Raw genomic sequence first — 20,670 nt, 5'->3', positions numbered from 1 at the left:
GAGAGGGTGAACAGATTACGACTGAACTATCGATCATGTTAAAAATATGCCTGAGCAAATCTTTGCCATTTTTTCTCATCGTTGTGGTAGCCAACCATCTAGCCTGACAGGGGGGGCACCTATCTTGATAATTCATCGCGGCATCATTGGGTGGCTGCCCAACAGCCACATGTAGCAGATCGTAAAAAGGTATGCCAGACATATGTTGCATCAAGATAAGAGATCATCTTTAATGCAAGTTATGCTGAAACTGCAAGGTTGCCAGCTGTGAATATAGCTCGCTGCATTTCATTAGTTCCGCATGGGAACCCAAAGCTTCCAGCCGTCCTTGATCAAGGACGGCAATTCTATCAGCTGTTTTTACCGTTGATAGTCGATGAGCAATGACCAGTGTGGTACGGTTAACCATTAATTTTTCCAGCGCTTGCTGAACCCAAAATTCACTTTGCGAATCTAACGCGCTGGTTGCTTCGTCCAGTAATAAAATAGGGGCATTCGCCAGTATTGCCCGCGCAATGGCAAGCCGTTGTTTTTGGCCCCCCGATAGTCCTAATCCAGCATCTCCTAGCTGGGTATCATAACCTTGCGGCAGTTTACAAATAAACTCATGGGCATGGGCCGCTTTTGCCACGGCTTCAACTTCGGTATCGAGCGCATCGGGTCGGGCATAGCGGAGATTGTCTATGATACTGCCATGAAATAAAGCTGGATTCTGGGATACCAGCGCAAAGCATTGCCTCAGCTTGGAGATATTGAGCTGCCGGATATCGATACCCTCTAGCTTGATGGAACCCGTGTAGGTGTCAAAGAAACGTAATAATAAATCAAATAAGGTTGATTTGCCCGCGCCTGAAGGACCCACCAATGCTAGGGTTTCCCCTGCTTTGATGGTCAGTGATAGCTCATTGATTACACGGACGTCTGGACGTGAAGGATAGGCAAAGATTAAGTGTTCAATCTCGATATTACCCGAGACCGGTGGCAGTGTTTGCGGTTTAGATGGAGACTGTATTTCGTTTGGCGTAGCCAATAAATCTATAGTGCGTTCAGCGGCACCAGCCGCACGTTGTAGTTCACCGATAACCTCTGAGATAGAAGCGACGGCTGAACCCACGATGACACTGTAAAAAACAAAAGCGGCAAGCTCGCCACCGCTAATTTTTCCGTCAATGACATCCATACCACCAATTAATAGCATTAAACCGACAGCGCCTAATACCAGAATAATAACCAGGGTGACCAGTAGCGCACGTTGTATGATCCGGTTCTTAGCGACGGTAAAAGCCTCTTCAACATGATAATGGAAATTTTTTTTATCTATTTCCTGATGGTTGTAAGCTTGTACCGTTTTGATTTGTCCAAGTATCTCGCCAATATAAGCGCCTACAATAGCAACTTTTTCTTGACTTTGACGCGATAACTTGCGTACCCGCCGCCCGAATATCAAAATGGGCATGACTACCAGTGGCACGCAAATCATGACAATGGCGGTTAGTTTTGCATTGGTGATGAATAGCCAAATAATGCCACCGACCATCATAATAAAATTACGCAAGGCGAATGATACCGATGATCCAATCACTGACTGGAGCAATGTCATATCGGCCGTTAATCGTGACTGAATTTCAAGGCTGCGGTTTTTTTCAAAAAAACCAGGGTGCAGATCGATAAGGTGGTCAAATACTCTACGGCGAATATCGGCGATAACCCGCTCGCCTAGCCATGTCACCCAGTAATAGCGTGTGAAAGTGCCTATCGCAAGGGCAATAACTAATAAAAAAAATATGGAAACGTATTGGGTTAATATATCCGTCGAATGGGTTGCAAAACCACGATCAATCAACAGGCGGATGCCTTGCCCAATGGAAAGCGTGATTGCTGCCGTGAACACCAGGGCGATTAGACTGTAAAATACCTGCCATTTGTAAGGAGCAATAAAGATTGCCGCCATTTTCATGGTTTGCCAACGAGGACGAATTGAAGATTGATGATTGATCATTGCTAAAAAATTAAGTCATAAAAAAGAAAATTGATAGGCTTTCTGTGGCATAACCCGACAGGTACACGTTTTCCATAAATAACCGGCCCTCATGCCGCAGGGACTTTTTTGTGGTTTCAGTGTTAAAACTAAGGGGTATATGAGCACAGCGGATCTTGCAATGCCTAACGCCTAAGCTAACTTGCTGCCGGAGCGGCCCAAGGACGTGGAAGTAACCTTAACTGCCCTAGCGGTTAAGGCGGCCAGATTGAGTGCTCTGTTGGGCAGAGATAGCTTCCCACTTCGCAACGGGACCCGCCACTATCTGGAACAGCGGGTGCGGTTTAGGCATCGTAACGCTTTGAAACTGGAATAGCCAAGAGGGATCGCGGAATTGGAGTTTATTCTTTAAGTGTACCCACTCATAATTTAGCTGGCCCTTCGTGACTAGCAGCGCTTCAACGGAACCAAGTTGGCCGATTTTCTCTCCATTGAAGCAATAGCTGCGACGGGAAGCCTCAACAAGTACGGCCTGTAAGTAAGAGGCAATATAACCTCTGGGCCGCTCAGTTTCTTTAAAACGAACAAGTTGTGGATGATGCTTATAGCCACGAGTTAGACCTGCCAAAACAGCTTGCGCCAGTAGCGCTTCTCGCCATAGGGCGACCAAGCCTTTAGCATCAAGATATTGAGGATGTAATGACCAAAGCCGCATAATGCTCCACTTAATTTAAGGATGGTCTGATTAATTCTCTCACCATGAAATAATGCCGGCAATCATCAAGCTGGGACAAGCCTATGCGCCAGAAAAGCTTCAGCGGCGGATTCGATAAGCACGGCAAGAAGACCCGCTAAGGACGGTTTTTGGAGGAAATGGAGCAGATAACTCCCGGCGGGCCTTAGCCAAAGAGCTGACGCCGTACTACCCCAGCCCACAGGATGGCGGCCGTCGGCTGATCGGTCTAGCGCGGATGCTGCGTATTTGCTTCATGCAACAGGGGTACAATTCGTCAGACCCAGCCATGGAAGAGGTACTGTACGACTGACAAACATACTACGCCTGTTTGCCACAGCGGCAACGGGCGTAGTATGTTTGCCAGCAGACCGAAATAACCAGAAAATAGCCGAAGTATTGGCAACAGCGCGCCATTATGGAAATATGCGTTTCGTGCTCTTTACGCTTTATGTCACCATAACCGCTGGGCTAGTCTTTTCGGTATTTGGCAATTTGTTCGGCCAACAAACTCGCTGGGAAGTTTTTGCGCTCAAAGGGTTTGGCGTTATTTCTACTGCTGTATTTATCTTCTTTGATCATAATATTAATAATTATCTCCTTAGCCTGGGCAAATACATAGCGGATCGTTTTGAAGGATCACATTACTTATTTATCCCCGGTTACTCTAAAGGCACGATAAGCTACATAATTTGTACGCCGGAAGCCCTTATAGGTTTGTTTTGGCTTCCTAGTTTTTTTCTTGGATCTGCGACGTTTTGCTCTAACTAGGCGCTCCAGCCGACTGCCAAACCGCTACGCGGTTTGGTTCCTTCCGCGCTTTGCACCGCCTATCTCCCGTTGGAGTGGACACCGCTTCGCGGATTCGCTCCGTTAGGCGCTTCTTGTTGTCATTTGACAACTTCAACGCTTGGGCTCATCCTTATGCATTGAGAGGATGGAGGCGAAATGCCCAGAACCCGACATTCCAAACAGGAAATCGAACTGGCGCTTCAACATGCAGAGGCGAAGGGCTGGCGCATTGAGGTAGGTGGTTCCCATGCTTGGGGAAAGATGTACTGCCCAGCCAATGATGCGGGTTGCCGTTGCGGAGAATTTTGTATCACCAGCATTTGGAGCACACCTCGAAATCCTTCGAATCACGCTCGTCAGCTTCGGCGGGTAGTAGATCGCTGCATCAACATTGACATGTTGAATAGTGAGGACTGAATCTATGCAAGAGTACGAGTTCACCCTGAAATTCCGGCTGGAAAACTCATCTGAAAATCCAGAGGTTTATCTGGCGGCTTTGGAGGCTGCCGGCTGTGATGATGCTGCGGTGGGTCTTGGGCAGCATGGCCGCATCGCACTGAACTTTACTCGGTCTGCACAATCCGCAGCAGATGCCGTTTCAAGTGCCATTTTTTCGGTGCAAAAAGCTATTCCGGGTTCCCGACTTGTTGAAGCCACGCCTGACTATGTGGGAATAACCGATGTCGCAGAAATGTTTGGGTTTTCTCGTCAACACATGCGGCAGCTGATCGTTGCGAACGAAGCAGATTTTCCGCAACCTGCTCACGAGGGCAAGCCTTCAATCTGGCATCTGTCTCATATTCTGCAATGGTTTCGGGAGCATGAGGCACGGCGGTTCCAAGATGATGTCTACGAGATTTCAGCTGTGAACATGCAGATCAATACGTATATAGCCTTCCGCGCTATGCCAACGCCACTGAAGGAGAATCTGGTTAACTTTCAGCTATCTAGCAAGCTTGAGACGGTGGTGTCATCATTGAATTAATCCGGGACGAAGCGTCGCTGCAGTCAGCGCCTAACAAATCGTTGGAGCGGACACCGCTTCGCGGCTTCGCCCCCTTGGTTGGGCAAATGAGGGTCTAAAATCAGCTTCTTTTAAACGTTATTACACAACAAAAGACTACTAACTCCGAAGAAGGAATGAACCCTCATTTGCCCAAGTCGGGGGTGCCGCTCAACTTCGACTCGTTAGGCGCGCGCCACGACGGCCGCATATTGTAAACGGTCGGTGGCCGTGTTAGCGTTCACTTATAGTGAACTTATGGGATTGGCGTGCACGTCATATCTAAGCAACCTTTTAGCGAAGCTGTTAAGAAATATCCGAATGACCGACAGTCGATTATGGATACGTACAACGTCTTACGGCGGGGCAGTTTTTCCAGCCCATCTGAGCTTAGAATTGTTTTCCCATCATTGGACAACTTTAAGCATAAGAAGCGTTGGTGGGCCATAGATATAGGTGGCAATAATTTACGCCTAATCGCTGCGATTCAGTTTGTACATCAACACGTCTACGTGAAGCATATCGTGACGCATGCCGAATACGACAGGTTGAACTCAAGATACCTCAAAGGAGAATTATAATGCTTACTACCGAATATCGGAAAGTGGCTGATAGTTTTTCTCATTTTTCCCAAGCAGCCCATCGCTTTATCCATATCCGCAACAAGCGTGACTATCAGAAAACCTTGGATCTGATTGAAGAACTCATGACCGAAGCGGAAGATTCTAGATTAGATCCGTTGAATGACCTCATCAAGATACTGGCTGGCGCTGTTGAGGAGTATGAATCAAAACAGGACAAGATGGTTCAGTTCCACAAGGAGGCTGAAGGTATTGATCCTGGTGTTTCAGCATTAAGATTGCTTATGGAGCAGCATGCGCTGGGAGCATCTGGGCTGCGTGAAGAAATAGGCTCTAAGTCTTTGGTGTCTATGATTTTGTCTGGGCAGCGGTCGCTTACTAAAGAGCATATTGCCAAGCTATCAGGCCGTTTCGGCGTAAGCCCGGCGGTGTTTTTTGGGGCGGACCTAACAAATCGCTGCAGATGACGTTTGACCGCATATAAAAAAAAGGGTACTCCGAATCACCGCTTAGGTCTCGACTGACACATCATCTCTCATAGCCTTAATGGTGATAGCTCCATTCACACCTGCGGTTCTTTATGATGGTTTTTATAGTGCCTTTAGCTGCATTCACTGCTTGGAAAGGCGCATCTTTAGCCAGCTCAATTACTATGGTTTTTTGTGGCTTAGCACTTTGGGGGAGCCCCATTACTTTGTCCGAGGGGCCACTATTTCTCGCACCTTTATTAATCAGTGGCATCGCATTCGCTATATTTAACAATCAGCGTGGCAGAAAATATGAGATCCAACAATTTGCTGCAGCTGACCGCCAACCCGTTACGCGGGCTGCCGACAGTTGAGTCCAAGCGTTGGGCTTCAAACGACCGGTGCTGTCTGCCGGCCGAAGTCATCAACGATCGTTTTCTCACCAAAGGAGGTGCACCATGAACCGACAGATGATTTACCGAACCGTGGCAAGTGCAGCTATTTTCGTGGTTGTGGGACTTGTTTTCTTGCAGGCCGCCGATGCCTGTACGCGTGTTCTTTGGAACGACAGCGGGCTGAACGTCGTGGTGGGGAGGACGATGGACTGGCCGGAGTCTACCCAGCCGGAGATCGTGGTCTTTCCACGTGGAATGAAACGGGATGGGGGCCTCCTCGGTACGGAGACTGCGGTCAAGGTGAATCCAGCCAAGTGGACATCCAAATATGCCAGTATGGTGGTCCCAGTTTACGGCATTGGCACCGCTGACGGCTTTAATGAAGCCGGGCTAGCAATTCACATGCTGTACCTCGAAAATACGGATTTTGGGCCACGCGATCCCAGCAAGCCGGGTGTACAGGCTGGTCTATGGGGGCAGTATGCACTGGACAATGGGGCGACAGTTGATCAAGCATTGCCCCTGCTCAAGAAGATCCAGCCGGTGATGGTCGAGATGCACGGACACAAGGCCACGGTTCACCTGGCCTTGGAAGATGCCACGGGTGATTCTGCTATCCTCGAGTACATTAACGGCAAGCTGGTCATTCATCATGGCCGTCAATATCGGGTCATGACCAACGATCCAAGCTATGATCAGCAACTCGCGTTGCTGCAGAAGATGAAAAAAGAGGTTGATTTCACGCATCCAAGCAGTAACACCCCGTTACCCGGCAATGTCAGTGCTACGGATCGTTTCCAGCGGGCGTCTTATTTCTCGGCATTGTTACCCAAGCCGAAGGACGAACGCGAGGAAGTCGCTTCTATACTGTCCATTATGCGCAACGTATCGGTGCCATTTGGTGCACCCTACCAGAGCTTTGGTATCTACAATACTGAGTACCGTACGGTGACCGATCTCGACACTAAGCGCTACTATTTTGAATTGACGACTGCACCGAATGTGATCTGGGCAGATCTTACGAAATTTGACCTGAAACCCAGGTGCACCGGTAATGGTGCTAAATCCGGACAATATCGGCCTGAGTGGGAATGTCACGGATAGGTTTCACAGGGCTGAGAAAGCACCATTTTGAGGGTATCCATCCCCCTTTTTTACTCACTCCAATCCATGTTGGAGCAGTGATTGCCCAACAAGTCAATGTAGCGGACGCGCCTGACGGCGCGCTGCTGATTCCCGGCGTTAGGCGGCTCCTCTGATCGCAGCGATTCATTACAATCGTCGCAAGCTCTACATCCGGGCGGTGCTTACACACGCGGAGTACAATCAGGGAAAGTGGAAGGAGTAGGTATGCAAACTATCGAAGTTGACAAGGTACTCAACGCTTGGCCACCGATGGCCAGAATGATCTACGTACCGCACACGGAGGAAGAGTATGAGCGGCTGGTTTCATTCCTTGACAGTTTGATCGATGAAGTCGGAGAAGACGAGGCGCACCCGCTAGCTTCGCTGATGGAGATTGTGGGGGTGCTAATCGAACGTTATGAGGAAGAGCATGTGTCTGAACTCACCAAGTAGCCACTGTCACAGCAGTAGATGTCTAACTTGGTGCTGCACCGGGGTCGCTAGCACGCCCCCGGTGAGCTCGTACGTTATGCCGCAATTTAGGGAGGTTAGAAATACCATGCGTTTTTTGTCTATTGTTCTTATTGTCTTCCTGTCCGCTTGCGGGCAACCATCGACTGGTGGCACCGCGTCCACGGAGCAGTCCAGCGATGCAGACTTGTCCTTCAAGTACCAGTGTGAAAGTGGGGAAACAATCATGGTTTCATATCCCACAGACAGTACAGCCGTCGTGGAATACGACGACCGCCGACTCCAAATGGAAATCGCGGTCTCGGGGAGCGGAGCACGCTATGTAGGCGAGCGTCTGGAATGGTGGACAAAAGGCAGCGGAGAAGGCGCATCAGGCACGCTGTTTCGTCACTTGGAAGGTGGCACCTCGGGCGAAGCAATCCAACAATGTGCGCAGGTCGCAGATGCACCATAACAATTCGCTGTACGCGCCCGTGAGTTCAGGCGTTAGGCACTATGAACGATTGATATGGCTGTCCTAGAGGATTTTAATAAAAGGAGCATCCGGTTAACTAATGAAAGGCGACAGCATCTGGAATCTGCTCATCCAGAGATGAAAGGGCAGATTCGACGCGTAGGCGAAACACTCGCTAGTCCTGATAAAGTTGTGCGCTCTAGGACATATTCGTTGGCTGAACTCTTTTATAAATTTTATCATTCCACTCCGGTGACAGAGAAATATCTATGTATCGTGGTGAAGAGCTTAGAAAGCGATCACTTCATCATCACAGCTTACTTCACTGACAGCGTGAAACGAGGTGAGATTCTCTGGAAAAGGATGTAACTATTTGGTTTGATGAAGAGGGAGATTATCTCGAAGTTATCTTTGAGCGTAAGAAAGGTTATTTTAAGGAAACAGAAAACGATGCGATCATGGAGAAAGTCGATGAACAAGGCAATATTATTGGTTTTTCTGTGTTGAAGGTGAGTGCTTTAAAAGGAAAACAACCTTTATCGGTTACCCTTAAAAGACAAAGTGCCTAATAAGGGCATGGAGTGGGACCGCTCCTTTCAGTCGCGGCCCCTCATGCCTAGTCGTTAGGCAGAGTTACGGGCCCCATGGAAACTAATTCTTCGAGCGTTGGCGCAACCGGTTGGCGCCTAGCCATCCTTCTTGGATTCTTCCTCAGCACCATTGGGTTGATGTTTTTGCTCGCTCCAATCCCTCAGGATCTGGCGTACCATGCCTTCGTCGATCGCCGGTCATTCTTGGGCATTCCCAATTTCTTCGATGTCGTATCGAATCTGCCCTTCGTCTTGATAGGTATCTTTGGTGTGCGTGCATCGTTGGGGCGCTTGCCCAGGGACGTCCTGCCTGCCTGGCTGGCGTTTTTCATTGCTGTATCGTTTGTTGGTGTCGGGTCTGCATATTATCACTGGGCTCCTGACAACGATACGCTGGTATGGGACAGACTCCCGATGACAGTTGGTTTCATGGGTTTGTTCGTCGCGCTCCTCGGCGAGTACCTTGATCGGCGCCTAGTTCAAAGACTTCTTTATCCCGCCATTCTGATTGGGGCGTGTTCAGTGGTTTACTGGCATCTCATGGATGACCTGAGATTCTATGCCTGGGTGCAGTTCATGCCCCTTGCGATGATTGCAATGCTGCTCACGCTATACCGGTCGCGCTTTGAGCAAAATGGACTCCTGCTGATCGCTCTTGGTTTCTATGTATTGGCGAAAGTAGTCGAGTATTATGATGCTGAAATCTTCCAACTGCTTGGCGAAAATCTGAGTGGCCATACGCTGAAGCACTTGCTTGCCTCTGCTGGCTGCCTAACAATTGCCGTGTTGGTGACGAAATGGAACGGAAAGCATGACGCGCTACCTGCCTAACAAGGCGTATATGAGTTCCCCCCGCAGCTTTCGGTCGCTGAGCTTGGTCGTTGGGCGTCATATTGACCTATTGCTGGATCGGCATACAATGTATGTATGATCGAATTCGAATGGGGCATCGCTAAGGCGCAGTCTAACGTTAAGAAGCACGGGATCTTGTTCGAAGAGGCGAAATCTGTATTCTATGACGAATACGCGCGCCAGTTTTTTGATGAGGACCACTCGGAGTCTGAGGAGCGTTTTATTCTGCTTGGACTGAGCGACCACTCACGCGTTCTTGATCAAAGCTTAATCAATCTGTATCTTCGAGATTGCATGGCTGCTGGTCGGGAGCCCGATCTTTCCTGGAAATAAGGGTGCCCAATAGATTGCTGCAGTTGACCCGCCTATGTCGCTGGCGCCCCTCTGGCGGCAACTGAGCTTGGGCGGGGAGCAGTTACTATAGCACCTAGCCCTCAGCGCCTAATGGTCTTACAATAACCGCCATGTCTGGCAATACTCTTGGCAAACTTTTTACTGTTACCACCTTTGGCGAAAGCCACGGGCCGGCGTTGGGCTGTATTGTAGATGGCTGCCCCCCGGGCTTGGCTTTATGCGAGACGGATATTCAAATTGACCTGGATCGGCGCCGGCCCGGTAAATCCCGTCATACTACCCAGCGCCGGGAACCGGATCAGGTCCAGATCCTCTCCGGGGTGTTCGAGGGAAAAACCACCGGCACTCCCATCGGTTTGTTAATTGAAAATGTCGATCAACGCTCCCGGGATTACGATAAAATCAAGGAGCAAATCCGGCCCGGCCATGCAGACTATACTTATTTGCAAAAATATGGCCTGCGGGATTACCGGGGAGGGGGGCGTTCCTCGGCCCGGGAGACGGCCATGCGGGTAGCTGCGGGCGCTATCGCCAAGAAATACCTGGCAGAGCGGCATGGCGTAAAAATTCGGGGGTATCTGGCTCAGCTTGGCCCCATTCGGGCTGAACGATTCGACTGGGAAATCGTGGAGAAAAATCCCTTTTTCTGCCCGGACCCGGATAAAATATCTGAACTTGAAGCCTATATGGACGCTCTCCGGAAAGAAGGCGATTCCATTGGCGCCCGGATTAACGTGGTGGCTACCGGAGTCCCTCCCGGTCTGGGCGAGCCGGTCTTTGATCGCCTCGATGCGGATTTGGCCCATGCCCTTATGAGCATTAACGCCGTTAAGGGCGTGGAAATCGGTGTTGGTTTCGCCGCAGTGACCCAAAAGGGTACTGACCATCGCGACCCCCTTACCCCGGAAGGTTTCCTCAGTAACCATGCGGGCGGTGTCTTGGGGGGGATTTCCACGGGGCAGGATATTCTTGCTAGCATTGCGCTAAAACCCACTTCCAGCCTCCGCTTACCCGAGCGTACCATTAACTGCCGGGGCGAGTCTGCGGAAGTCGTTACCACGGGCCGCCATGATCCTTGTGTTGGCATTCGGGCAACGCCTATTGCCGAAGCCATGGCTGCCTTGGTGTTGATGGACCATCTGCTGCGCCACCGCGCCCAAAATATGGACGTTCAGCCGAGTTTGCCATCCATCCCCGCTTATCCCGGTGGTGGCGGCTAACGCTAGTCCTATAGGACTGGTAAAATTCTACTGTGAGAGATTAGAGCAACCATGATATATCTTTTTCTTTTTTATTTTTCCTTCGCTATTATTCTTTACTTCGTAGCGCGAAAAAAAGGCCGCGAGCCAGTATTCTGGGCGGGATTGGGATTCTTTTTTGGTCCACTGGCGCTTTTTATCCTGTTTTTTTCCAAGGAACCACAACTCCCTAAAGTCTCTAAGACTGGCAAAAAGCTTCCCAGGCGCAGTGGTAAACGGGCAGCCTAAACCAGCTTGCTTCTGGCCGCTTAAGAGAGAAAAACTCTGCTGCCTGCGGGCAGTCTAACCAGCAGAACAAAGTCTTCTTACCAAAAAATCCGGTAAGAAACTCCTTCATACGCTAATGTCCTTTAACTTGCTAAAGCAGTGACGGTATTTGTTTTCTATGGAGTAAAGTTCTAGGAGCTCCTGGTGTCCAGAGAGAGTTAAGGAAGTTCTATGCCGGCCAGAGGTAAGGTTGTAAAAATAGTATCCCCCTTCATTATTCTGTTTGTTTCCGTGGCCATCTTTGTGGGCTTGTTTCAAAGCAGGCCGACCAAGCCTGAGGTGAGCAAGAAAGAAACCGTATGGCGGGTGGCGGTCACGCCAGTCGATCCCCGTCCAAGACGGCCCATACTTCCCCTTTATGGCCGTATCGAAACCCCCCGTTCAAGCAAGCTTCGGGCCGCCATCACGGCGGATGTTCAGGAAGTCAAGGTAGAAGAGGGGGAGCTCGTGGGCCGTGGTCAATTGCTGGTCCAGCTCGATGAGCAGGAAGTTAAGCTGGAGTGGCTACAGCGTCAGGCGGATTTAAAAGAGATTGAAGCGTTTATTGCGAGCGAGAAAGTTCGGCATGCCCATGATTTGAAGGCGCTAAAGCATGAGAAATCCTTATTGGCCTTGAGTCGCCGGGCGGTGGAGCGGGCCGAAACCCTAGAGCAGCGCAAGCTCACTCCCCGCTCAGTCTTGGATGAAGCACGGCAGGCCGCCGGGCGGCAAGCCTTGGAGCTCAATAACCGCCTACTTGCGATTGATGATCACCAGGCCCGTTTGGCGCAACTCAAAGCCCGACAACTTCGAGCCCAGGCGCTGTTGGATCAGGCCAAGCTGGATCTGGAACGGACTCGAATTACATCTCCTTATACGGGCCGGATTGCATCAGTTGCTATTGCCACGGGGGATCGGGTACAGGCCGGTGATGAATTGCTTCAGATTTATGATACCGATGCTTTAGAGGTCCGGGCGCAAATTCCTTCCAGCTATGCCGGTCAAATTCGTAAGGCATTAGCGCAAAATGTATCGCTACGGGCCGCTGCCAAGGTGGATGGAAGCGGTTTTCTCTTTTCCCTTGATCGGCTGGCGGGGCGGGTGGAGAAAGGCAGCGGCGGCGTTGATGCGTTGCTTAAACTAGAGAAGCCAGAACATGCTGCCTTGCCCCTTGGTAATTTTGTCGAGTTGCGATTACAACTACCGCTGGCGGAAGACGTAGTAATGCTGCCCTTTGAGGCCATCTACGGTCTGGATCGGGTTTATAAGCTGGTGGGGGGACGGATGCAGGCCGTTGCAGTGGAGCGAATTGGCGAGTATCCGGATAAGGAGGGACAAATTCAGGTGCTCGTGAAAAGCCCCCAACTGCAAGAAAACGATCAAGTTATCACCACCCAGCTTCCCAATGCCATGGAAGGGTTGCGGGTAGAGGTCGTCGCAGACTCGTGAGTACTCCGCCGTCCCCAGGGGGGTTGATGGGGCTGTTTGTCCGGCATCGGGTGGCGGCCAACCTGTTGATGGTGATCATGATCCTTTCTGGAACCTGGGCGCTTTCTCAGCTTAATCGGCAGTTTTTTCCCAATTTTGCCCTGGATATCATCACCGTGAGTGTGGTTTGGCGCGGTGCAAGCGCCGAAGACGTTTCCCGCTCTATCACCGAGCGCCTTGAGGAAGAGCTTCGAGCTTTGGATGACCTTAAAAAACTCGATTCAACTTCAGCTTACGGCTTAGCTACCCTGACCTTGGAATATTATGAAGGCACCGATATGGGGATTGCCCTGGATAAGGTCAAAGAGCGAATAGGCCAAATCCGGGAGTTGCCCCTTGATTCGGAGACCCCCGAGATCCGCTTGGTGTCGCGCTATGAAAATATCGCCCGGGTGCTGGTCACGGGTCCTGAAGATCCCCAGGAACTGCGGCGATTGGTGCATAAGTTTGAGAGGGACTTGCTTAATCGGGGAATTGCTAAGGTGGATATTGCTGGACTTCCCCAGCAAGAGATCGCTATCCAGATACCGGTAGGGAACCTGCGGGAGCTGGAAATGTCCTTGGGGCAAGTGGCTAATCGGGTGGCGGATATCAGCCGGGATCTGCCGGCGGGCACCATTGGTCGCGATGATGTGGCCCGTCAGCTACGTAGCCTAGACCAGCGGCGGGATAGCCGGGCGTTTGCCGATATACCGCTAACAGCGCAGAGTGATGGCCGTCTGATTCGTTTGGGTGATGTGGCCACGATTGAGCGCCGGGATCGGGATGGAGAGACCCGGTTGTTTTATCAAGGAAAACCAGCGGTGGAGCTGCAACTAAAGCGCACTGAATCCGGAGACTCGCTCCAAGGCGCCGAGATTTTAATCCAATGGTTGCAAGCCGTGCGTCCCACTTTACCAGAAGGCATTAAGCTACACCTCTTCGATCAATCCTGGGAATTGGTGAAGGAACGTATCGGGTTGCTGCTCAAAAATGGCGGCGGCGGTTTAGTCTTGGTAGTCGGTATCCTTTTTCTATTTCTCAGCGGCCGGGTCGCCATTTGGGTAGCCATCGGGATTCCCGTCTCTTTCCTGGCGACCCTGGCAGTTCTCTGGGTTGCGGGTGGCAGCATCAACATGATCAGCTTGTTCGCCTTGATCATGGCCCTTGGAATCATCGTTGATGATGCCATCGTGGTGGGTGAAGATGCCCTCGCCCAGCATCAGCAGGGGCTATCCCCATTGGCGGCGGCCGAGGGCGGTGCCCGCCATATGCTCCTGCCGGTTCTCGCCTCATCCTTAACCACCGTTGCCGCTTTTCTCCCCTTGATGCTCATAGGCGATGTGACCGGTAACATTCTATTCGATATCCCCCTGGTGGTGATCTGCGTCATTCTGGCCTCTTTGGTTGAAAGTTTTCTCGTGTTGCCTGGCCACCTGCGGTATAGCTTCGAGAAAATGAAAATTGGCCGGGAAGGCAAGGTTCGTTTGCGGCTGAATCAGGTTTTTGACCGTTTCCGGAAGCGGATTTTCCGGCCCCTGGCTCTGTTTGCGATTCAGAACCGGTGGATTACCGTGAGCGCGGCCTTGGGGCTGTTGCTGGTAGTTTTGGGTCTGTTGCTTGGGGGGCGCATCAGTTTTACTTTCTTTCCCTCTCCCGAAGGTAAAGTCGTTTATGCTAATACCAGTTTTGCGCCCGGCACCCCGCCTCAAAGAGTTGCGGCTTTTATTATGGAGCTGGAACGGACGCTCTATGATACGGAGGCGGCTTTCGGGCAAGACTTGATTGTGGCTTCCATTGTAAAGCTGGGTTCAGCGACCACCGCCGGGGGCCGGGCCGCCCGTAATGGGGATCGCTTTGGCTCCATTACCGTGGAGCTCGTTTCCCCCGACCGGCGCGAAGTGCGGAATCAAGCTTTTATCCAAGCCTGGCAAGAGCGGATCAAACTGCCGCCCGGTATTGAGAGTTTTACGCTGTCCGAACGGCAGACGGGACCACCCGGCCAAGATTTAGATATTGTCTTACTAGGGGAAGATGAACGGGCCTTGAAAGGGGCGGCGGTAGAATTGGCGGAGGCCTTAAGCAAGATCCCCGGCGTCTCCGCGGTGGAAGATGATCTGCCTTACGGCCAAGAGCAACTCATTTACCGTTTGACTCCAGAAGGCCAGTCCCTGGAACTTACGGTAGAGGCCGTGGGCAGGCAACTCCGGGCGGCCTATGAAGGCCGGCTGGTGCAGATATTTCAGGACGGGGGAGATGAAATTGAGGTGCGGGTGCTCCTGCCCGACAATGAACGCTATCGTCTGGCCAGTCTCACCCACCTGGCTATCCAGCTTCCCAATGGCGGTATCGCGCCCTTGGATACGGTAGTCGATTTAGAGTCCCGGCGGGGATTTGATGTCCTGCGTCATACCCAGGGTAAGCTGGCAGTTCATGTCTCCGGGAATGTGGATCGGAAAGTCAACAACAGCAACCGCATTCTCGCTGGACTAGAACATAGTTTTTTGCCGGAGCTCCGCACCCGCTATGGAATTCAAACCCTGTTTGAGGGCCGGGCCGAGGAACAGCGGGATACCCTCGGCGATATGCAGCATGGGCTGTTGTTGGCGCTGGCCATGATCTATTTAATTCTGGCTGGGGTGTTTTCTTCCTACGGCTGGCCTTTAGTGGTTATGGCTGCCATTCCCTTCGGTTTGATTGGGGCTATTCTGGGCCATTATGTCATGGGGATCGATCTCACGATTTTGTCCTTGTTTGGTTTCTTCGGTCTTTCCGGTATCGTGGTGAATGATTCTATTATTTTAGTCACCTTTTACAAGCAACTCCGGGAACAGGGTCATCCCTGTGACATCGCCTTGGTGGAAGCGGCCTGCCAACGTCTGCGGGCTGTTTTGTTGACTTCCTTGACCACCATTGCTGGTTTGACGCCTTTACTCTTTGAGCGCTCTTTCCAGGCTCAGTTTTTGATCCCCATGGCGGTCTCCATTTCTTTTGGTTTGATGTTTTCTACCGTGCTGGTGCTATTGGTTATTCCCGCCTTGCTCTCCATTTATGAGCGTACGTTGCTCTGGTTTAAACCATCCCCGGAAGAGGATATTGCCTCGGAGCCCGAAGTCGCCGCAGATGCCGGGCAAGCCCCTGTTCGCCGTTTATCGGGTATTTCCGAATAAACCCTTTCTCTCCGGGCGGGTCTTACTATCACTGAAAGAGGCGCAAGCCGGGAAAAATGCGTAAAATTGAAGCAATACAATGCCGGTTCTAAATTCCAGCACCGGCGATCGGATTTAGAGAGGTAAAAAAGTAACGATGGCCGGAAAAACCCTGTATGACAAACTTTGGAATTCCCACGTAGTGCGTACTAATCCAGGCGGTACTGCATTGCTCTATATCGATCGGCATCTGGTTCATGAGGTCACCTCTCCGCAAGCTTTTGAGGGACTGCGCCTTGCGGGCCGCAAGCCTTGGCGGAAAGGGGCCAATCTGGCGGTGCCGGATCATAATGTACCCACTACCGACCGCAGCCAGGGCATTCAAGACCCCATTTCCCGCATTCAAGTGGAAGCCTTGGACCGGAATTGCCAGGAACTGGGTCTGACTGAATTTAGGATGGATGATCCCCGTCAGGGTATCGTTCACATCGTTGGCCCGGAACAGGGGGCCACCTTGCCGGGCATGACAGTGGTTTGTGGTGACTCCCACACCGCCACCCATGGTGCCTTTGGCGCCCTTGCCTTTGGCATTGGCACCTCTGAAGTGGAGCATGTGCTGGCCACCCAATGCCTGCTCCAGAAAAAATCGAAAAATATGCTGATTCAGGTCAGTGGCAAGCTGGCCCCCGGGGTGTATAGCAAGGATCTCATTTTGGCCATTATTGCCCGTATTGGCACTGCTGGCGGTACCGGTTACACCATTGAATTTGCTGGCGAGACCATTCGCGCTCTTTCCATGGAAGGGCGCATGACTCTCTGCAATATGGCTATCGAGGCTGGAGCCCGAGCCGGTTTGGTGGCGGTAGATGAGACGACTATTGATTATCTTAAGGGGCGGCCTTTTGCTCCCTCTCCCCATAGCTGGGGGCAGGCCGTTAATGCCTGGCAGATGCTGCAAAGCGATCCGGATGCCTCTTTTGATCGGGTGGTTACCATTGATGCCGCCGCGCTTAAACCCCAAGTGAGTTGGGGCACCTCCCCCGAGATGGTGGCCTCCATTGATGGCCGGGTGCCTGATCCCCGGCAAGAATCCGATCCCACTAAGCGGGGCGGCATGGAAAGGGCGTTGGAATATATGGGGCTTGCCGCCAATACCCCTATCAGTGAGATTCGGCCCGATATCATCTTTATTGGCTCCTGCACCAATGCACGGATTGAGGACCTGCGAGAAGCCGCCAAGGTGGTGGCGGGCCATAAGGTGGCCGGCAATATCAAGCAGGCGCTGGTGGTTCCCGGCTCCGGGCTGGTAAAACGCCAGGCCGAAACCGAGGGTTTGGATCAGATTTTTAAAGAGGCGGGCTTTGAATGGCGGGAACCTGGCTGCTCCATGTGCTTGGCCATGAATGCCGACCGCCTGGAGCCAGAAGAGCGATGCGCTTCCACCTCTAACCGTAATTTTGAAGGCCGTCAAGGGCAAGGGGGCCGGACTCATCTGGTGAGCCCGGCCATGGCCGCGGCGGCGGCTGTTGCCGGCCATTTTACGGATGTCTCCACCCTTAACCACTAAATGCAGTGAACGCCCCTTTGGAGCAATCGTTACCGGATCAATTACATACCTTGCGGGATTTTATCCGCTGGGGTGCTAGCCGCTTTAACGAGGCGGGGCTTTTTTTTGGCCATGGCACCGACAATGCCATTGACGAGGCCACCGCCTTGATTCTTCATACCCTTCATCTACCCCCTCGGGATCTGCCGCCGGAGCTTTTTGGCGCCCACCTGACTGAAGTAGAAAAACATAAAGTATTGGCCTTGCTGGAGCGTCGGATTCGAGAGCGGATTCCGGTCCCTTATCTTACCCGCGAAGCCTGGTTTGCCGGACTGAGCTTTTATGTGGATGAGCGGGTTTTAATTCCCCGCTCGCCCCTGGCTGAACTCATTGCTCAACGCTTTGCGCCTTTTGCTTTCCCCGAAAGCATTCATTCTCTGCTCGATCTATGCACGGGCAGTGGTTGCATCGCTATTGCCGCCGCCCATGCTTTCCCCGAAGCGCAAGTAGATGCCACCGATATCAGCGAAGAAGCGCTAGCGGTAGCGCGCATGAATATCGAGCGCCATGGTCTTGAAGCCCAGGTCCATGCCTTCTCTTCCTCTCTTTTCCAGAAACTCGGGGGGCGGCGCTATGATCTCATTGTCAGTAATCCCCCCTATGTAGGTCAGACGGAGCTGGCCGCCTTGGCGAGGGAATACCATCATGAACCTCGGCAGGCTCTGGAGGCCGAGGAGGATGGGTTAAGCATCGTCCTGCAAATTTTGCGGCAAGCTCCCGAGCATCTAAATGAAAAAGGAATTCTTATCGTTGAGGTGGGCAATAGTGAAGCGGCGCTGATCGAACACCTGCCCCAGGTGCCTTTTTTATGGCTGGAATTTGAGCGGGGTGGCCACGGCGTGTTTCTGCTAACGCGGGAACAGCTTGAGTATTTATAAATAAAATTTGAAGTGGTGTGGGGCGGGTGAGGTATTCCCCAAACCTGTTTCTCCTCCTTGAAAAAGGGTTTAATTCCCGCTCTCCTGGTTTTCCCCTGAGGGTATTCTCGCCCCTCCGGCCTCTCGTTCTCATCTCTCAAAACCTTTGCCGGTGAGCTTATGACTGCCCAGAGGGCAGGAGGTTACTCCTATACCTTCTGAGTGCGCTTAACTTTCTTTTATTAAGGAGCGAGAGGGTCCCTGTACCGGGGGATTGTCAGAGTTGCTATCAAAGGCCGGCCTGTCCGCTTGGTTATTTTCATGCCGGGTTGACATTTGCATCTGGGGCGCATAGCTCTCTCCCCGTTTTATTGGAGCAGACCGGCCGGTACGTGAACGGCCTCTCGCTTGGATGAGTGAGGCGCTTACGAAGATGAGTAGAGCGGCCAGGCTGGCTTCTAACAGCAGGAAAGTGCCGATTTTGAAATAGGCAAATGCCGGATGGACAAAGCGCACCAGCCAGCCGCCAGCTTCGTTGGCGACCGCCGCAAAGAAAGTCAGACCCGAGAGCCAGACCTTGAGCGTGGTGGACAGCTCCGTAAACAGCATAAGGTGGGCCAGGGTAAGTACCAGAATACCCATGGAAAAAAGATGGAAGTGGGAAACTTCCAGCAGGCTTTGGTAGCTAATGGGCTGGGTGAAGTCAGCTTCCGAGCCCAGGTAATAGTTTGTGACGGAGCTGGGTGTTAAACCCATTTTATGAAAATACATTAATCCATTGCTTACCCAGAGTAGGGCGATATAGCCTAGAAATAGCAGGATAATAGTATTTAACAAAGTGTTGCGGCGTTGTTCCCCATTAACGAAAAAGCGCATTGTAGTATTCCTTCGATTGAATTCAGATTGCTGGCCTTTTCTTGCGTGCGCGGCGGGCCTGTCCCTTTAATTTCGGCCTTTATTTTACCGCTTACTTAGGGATCCTAGTCAATTTGAGAACAAATGCAAATCGTTATCATTATTTTAGCTTAATAAATATTCATTGATCTCTTAAATGAGAATGATTATCATATTTATATGACAATAATTCTCTAAAAGGAGGTAAGCCTGAGATGCTGAGGACGCAGTGGCCGCATGATCAAACAAAGCCCAAGGTTTGCTTGCAAAGAACTATTCCTAGGGAAGTCAGTGAAGCTGAGACGCTAGCGGCTTGTTGTGGGGAAATGGTCACTCGTTTATGTGGCCTACGGGATCTCCTTAAGGAATTGCCTCAATTAGACAAAGTAAGGGCCGTGACAGGTAATCGGCATGCGGTGCACGAACAGACCGGCCAGTACCAGGCCGTTAAATTATTTGATTCCCTAGGGCGGATACAGGGAGAGGGTATTGATCTGCGCTTGTTTCTCAATCACTGGCACTATGGTTTTGCTGTCAAAGAATTATGGGACGACGGGGTCCGTCATAGCTTGCAGTTTTTTGACCGGGATGGCGTCAGCGTACATAAGATTTACCTGACTGCAGAGAGCGACTGGAGGGCTTATGAAAACTTAGTCGCCTGCTATCGCAGCGCCGATCAGCGGCCCCGTCAATCAGTGGCACCAGTGCCACGGTTGCCCCCCCGGGCCGATGAAGTAATTGATGTCACTCGGCTTCGGGAGGCATGGCGAGAACTTCAGGATCTTCGTGATCTTCCCGCGCTTTTTAGATCCTTTGGGGCGAGCCGAATTCAAGGCTTGAGGTTGGCGGGACGTGAGTTCGCTACCCCTGTGCTCCTAACCGATTTACGGGCATTGATGGAAGTGTTATGGGAAACCGAGCTACCTTTAATCTTTCAGGTGGATAATGGGGGCGCAATGCAAATCCACGGGGGAACCGTCAAACAGGTGGAGTCTACCGGGCTTTGGCTTGCGGCCCTGGATACCGATTTTACCCTTTACGTACAAAGGACGGGAATTGCCAGCGCCTGGTTGGTACGTAAACCGGAAGACAAGGATACACCAGCCTGCCTGGAGTTATATAATTGGGCGGGAGAGAATGTGTTACAGATATTCAGCCCGTTTCCACCGGGGCAGGGGGAAGATGCCATTTGGCAGAGTTTATTAGGGGCCCTGGAGAGCGAATCAATCCCGGCAGAGAGCCGATTGCACACGGTATAAATTATTAACCATGAATGATTCTATGGAGGATTCAAGCAGGGAAGTGGTCCCTAAAACTCGGGGGGCCGTGCTCAAATGACAAGCGCCATTTTACGACGCGGAGTGTATTTTGGTTAGTTTGAGGAAGAAACCCTGATG

Annotated in this window: 21 protein-coding genes; 18 read left to right on the top strand and 3 right to left on the bottom strand. The window is 51.5% G+C overall.

What is annotated here, in order from left to right; translation table 11 throughout:
* Positions 1–229 precede the first annotated feature (229 nt).
* Together NOC_RS15635 and NOC_RS15630 are read right to left on the bottom strand one after the other, a co-directional pair.
* Positions 230–1,999 carry an ABC transporter transmembrane domain-containing protein gene (locus tag NOC_RS15635; RefSeq protein WP_002814192.1) on the bottom strand — a complete coding sequence of 590 codons (1,770 nt, stop codon included), beginning with the start codon at positions 1,997–1,999 and terminating at the stop codon, positions 230–232.
* 226 nt (positions 2,000–2,225) lie between these two features.
* Positions 2,226–2,693 (bottom strand): pyrimidine dimer DNA glycosylase/endonuclease V, encoded by a 468-nt coding sequence (locus NOC_RS15630; RefSeq protein WP_002813973.1) that lies wholly within the window; start codon positions 2,691–2,693, stop codon positions 2,226–2,228.
* Positions 2,694–3,071: 378 nt separating this feature from the next.
* On the opposite strand from NOC_RS15630, the gene NOC_RS15625 reads away from it, so the two are divergent.
* From NOC_RS15625 to prmB, 17 genes are all read left to right on the top strand, one after another.
* Entirely contained in the window at positions 3,072–3,482 is a 411-nt protein-coding gene (locus NOC_RS15625; RefSeq protein WP_002813375.1) for a hypothetical protein, read from the top strand.
* Between the two features lie 177 nt (positions 3,483–3,659).
* Positions 3,660–3,920 carry a hypothetical protein gene (locus NOC_RS15620; RefSeq protein WP_011331105.1) on the top strand — a complete coding sequence of 87 codons (261 nt, stop codon included), beginning with the start codon at positions 3,660–3,662 and terminating at the stop codon, positions 3,918–3,920.
* A gap of 4 nt (positions 3,921–3,924) precedes the next feature.
* Positions 3,925–4,488 carry a helix-turn-helix transcriptional regulator gene (locus tag NOC_RS15615; RefSeq protein WP_002813419.1) on the top strand — a complete coding sequence of 188 codons (564 nt, stop codon included), beginning with the start codon at positions 3,925–3,927 and terminating at the stop codon, positions 4,486–4,488.
* Positions 4,489–4,844: 356 nt separating this feature from the next.
* Positions 4,845–5,087 carry a type II toxin-antitoxin system HigB family toxin gene (locus NOC_RS15610; RefSeq protein WP_244859990.1) on the top strand — a complete coding sequence of 81 codons (243 nt, stop codon included), beginning with the start codon at positions 4,845–4,847 and terminating at the stop codon, positions 5,085–5,087.
* Complete coding sequence (locus tag NOC_RS15605) at positions 5,087–5,554, top strand: helix-turn-helix domain-containing protein (protein ID WP_002813887.1); 468 nt, start codon at positions 5,087–5,089, stop codon at positions 5,552–5,554. Before NOC_RS15610 ends, NOC_RS15605 begins: the two co-directional genes overlap by 1 nt.
* Positions 5,555–6,012: 458 nt before the next feature.
* The gene (locus NOC_RS15595; protein ID WP_011331103.1) at positions 6,013–7,053 is read left to right on the top strand and encodes a linear amide C-N hydrolase; all 1,041 of its coding nucleotides are present in this window, start codon (positions 6,013–6,015) and stop codon (positions 7,051–7,053) included.
* A 151-nt stretch (positions 7,054–7,204) separates the two neighbouring features.
* On the top strand, positions 7,205–7,297 hold the full coding sequence (locus NOC_RS18695) for a type II toxin-antitoxin system HigB family toxin (RefSeq protein WP_147094503.1): 93 nt from the start codon (positions 7,205–7,207) through the stop codon (positions 7,295–7,297).
* Complete coding sequence (locus NOC_RS15590) at positions 7,285–7,527, top strand: hypothetical protein (RefSeq protein WP_244859989.1); 243 nt, start codon at positions 7,285–7,287, stop codon at positions 7,525–7,527. Before NOC_RS18695 ends, NOC_RS15590 begins: the two co-directional genes overlap by 13 nt.
* A 106-nt stretch (positions 7,528–7,633) precedes the next feature.
* Positions 7,634–7,999: an MliC family protein gene (locus NOC_RS15585; RefSeq protein ID WP_036497778.1), complete on the top strand. Its 366-nt coding sequence runs from the start codon at positions 7,634–7,636 to the stop codon at positions 7,997–7,999.
* A 353-nt stretch (positions 8,000–8,352) separates the two neighbouring features.
* Complete coding sequence (locus NOC_RS18460; RefSeq protein WP_036497773.1) at positions 8,353–8,568, top strand: DUF2283 domain-containing protein; 216 nt, start codon at positions 8,353–8,355, stop codon at positions 8,566–8,568.
* Positions 8,569–8,643: 75 nt separating this feature from the next.
* On the top strand, positions 8,644–9,420 hold the full coding sequence (locus NOC_RS15570) for a ceramidase domain-containing protein (RefSeq protein WP_002812888.1): 777 nt from the start codon (positions 8,644–8,646) through the stop codon (positions 9,418–9,420).
* A gap of 96 nt (positions 9,421–9,516) precedes the next feature.
* The gene (locus tag NOC_RS15565; protein ID WP_002812466.1) at positions 9,517–9,774 is read left to right on the top strand and encodes a BrnT family toxin; all 258 of its coding nucleotides are present in this window, start codon (positions 9,517–9,519) and stop codon (positions 9,772–9,774) included.
* Positions 9,775–9,905: 131 nt separating this feature from the next.
* Complete coding sequence (gene aroC, locus NOC_RS15560) at positions 9,906–11,015, top strand: chorismate synthase (protein ID WP_002812292.1); 1,110 nt, start codon at positions 9,906–9,908, stop codon at positions 11,013–11,015.
* 477 nt (positions 11,016–11,492) lie between these two features.
* A complete protein-coding gene (locus tag NOC_RS15550) occupies positions 11,493–12,749 on the top strand; it encodes an efflux RND transporter periplasmic adaptor subunit (protein WP_002813727.1) in 1,257 nt (418 codons plus the stop codon).
* A 26-nt stretch (positions 12,750–12,775) separates the two neighbouring features.
* Positions 12,776–15,937 carry an efflux RND transporter permease subunit gene (locus NOC_RS15545; protein WP_002813962.1) on the top strand — a complete coding sequence of 1,054 codons (3,162 nt, stop codon included), beginning with the start codon at positions 12,776–12,778 and terminating at the stop codon, positions 15,935–15,937.
* A 136-nt stretch (positions 15,938–16,073) separates the two neighbouring features.
* Positions 16,074–17,483: a 3-isopropylmalate dehydratase large subunit gene (gene leuC / locus NOC_RS15540; RefSeq protein WP_002813320.1), complete on the top strand. Its 1,410-nt coding sequence runs from the start codon at positions 16,074–16,076 to the stop codon at positions 17,481–17,483.
* A 5-nt stretch (positions 17,484–17,488) separates the two neighbouring features.
* Complete coding sequence (gene prmB, locus NOC_RS15535; protein WP_002813364.1) at positions 17,489–18,400, top strand: 50S ribosomal protein L3 N(5)-glutamine methyltransferase; 912 nt, start codon at positions 17,489–17,491, stop codon at positions 18,398–18,400.
* A gap of 207 nt (positions 18,401–18,607) precedes the next feature.
* Here the strand turns inward: prmB and NOC_RS15530 are convergent, their stop codons facing one another.
* The gene (locus tag NOC_RS15530) at positions 18,608–19,255 is read right to left on the bottom strand and encodes a hypothetical protein (RefSeq protein WP_002813091.1); all 648 of its coding nucleotides are present in this window, start codon (positions 19,253–19,255) and stop codon (positions 18,608–18,610) included.
* Between the two features lie 233 nt (positions 19,256–19,488).
* Between NOC_RS15530 and NOC_RS15525 the strand changes: the two genes are divergently transcribed.
* Positions 19,489–20,532, top strand: a complete 1,044-nt coding sequence (locus NOC_RS15525; protein ID WP_011331099.1) for a hemin-degrading factor — start codon at positions 19,489–19,491, stop codon at positions 20,530–20,532.
* The last annotated feature ends 138 nt before the right edge of the window (positions 20,533–20,670 follow it).

The sequence above is a fragment of the Nitrosococcus oceani ATCC 19707 genome, assembly GCF_000012805.1.
GTDB classification, from domain to species: Bacteria; Pseudomonadota; Gammaproteobacteria; order Nitrosococcales; family Nitrosococcaceae; genus Nitrosococcus; species Nitrosococcus oceani.
Note: the sequence above shows the minus strand (reverse complement) of the source record. Positions and strands in the feature narration are given on the sequence as shown.

Bases quoted from the DNA above. Each gene is read 5' to 3' on its own strand.
- NOC_RS15635 (WP_002814192.1), bottom strand. From the start codon at position 1,999: ATGATCAATCATCAATCTTCAATTCGTCCTCGTTGGCAAACCATGAAA.
- NOC_RS15630 (WP_002813973.1), bottom strand. From the start codon at position 2,693: ATGCGGCTTTGGTCATTACATCCTCAATATCTTGATGCTAAAGGCTTG.
- NOC_RS15620 (WP_011331105.1), top strand. From the start codon at position 3,660: ATGCCCAGAACCCGACATTCCAAACAGGAAATCGAACTGGCGCTTCAA.
- NOC_RS15615 (WP_002813419.1), top strand. From the start codon at position 3,925: ATGCAAGAGTACGAGTTCACCCTGAAATTCCGGCTGGAAAACTCATCT.
- NOC_RS15610 (WP_244859990.1), top strand. From the start codon at position 4,845: ATGGATACGTACAACGTCTTACGGCGGGGCAGTTTTTCCAGCCCATCT.
- NOC_RS15605 (WP_002813887.1), top strand. From the start codon at position 5,087: ATGCTTACTACCGAATATCGGAAAGTGGCTGATAGTTTTTCTCATTTT.
- NOC_RS15595 (WP_011331103.1), top strand. From the start codon at position 6,013: ATGAACCGACAGATGATTTACCGAACCGTGGCAAGTGCAGCTATTTTC.
- NOC_RS15585 (WP_036497778.1), top strand. From the start codon at position 7,634: ATGCGTTTTTTGTCTATTGTTCTTATTGTCTTCCTGTCCGCTTGCGGG.
- NOC_RS15570 (WP_002812888.1), top strand. From the start codon at position 8,644: ATGGAAACTAATTCTTCGAGCGTTGGCGCAACCGGTTGGCGCCTAGCC.
- NOC_RS15565 (WP_002812466.1), top strand. From the start codon at position 9,517: ATGATCGAATTCGAATGGGGCATCGCTAAGGCGCAGTCTAACGTTAAG.
- aroC (WP_002812292.1), top strand. From the start codon at position 9,906: ATGTCTGGCAATACTCTTGGCAAACTTTTTACTGTTACCACCTTTGGC.
- NOC_RS15550 (WP_002813727.1), top strand. From the start codon at position 11,493: ATGCCGGCCAGAGGTAAGGTTGTAAAAATAGTATCCCCCTTCATTATT.
- NOC_RS15545 (WP_002813962.1), top strand. From the start codon at position 12,776: ATGGGGCTGTTTGTCCGGCATCGGGTGGCGGCCAACCTGTTGATGGTG.
- leuC (WP_002813320.1), top strand. From the start codon at position 16,074: ATGGCCGGAAAAACCCTGTATGACAAACTTTGGAATTCCCACGTAGTG.
- NOC_RS15530 (WP_002813091.1), bottom strand. From the start codon at position 19,255: ATGCGCTTTTTCGTTAATGGGGAACAACGCCGCAACACTTTGTTAAAT.
- NOC_RS15525 (WP_011331099.1), top strand. From the start codon at position 19,489: ATGCTGAGGACGCAGTGGCCGCATGATCAAACAAAGCCCAAGGTTTGC.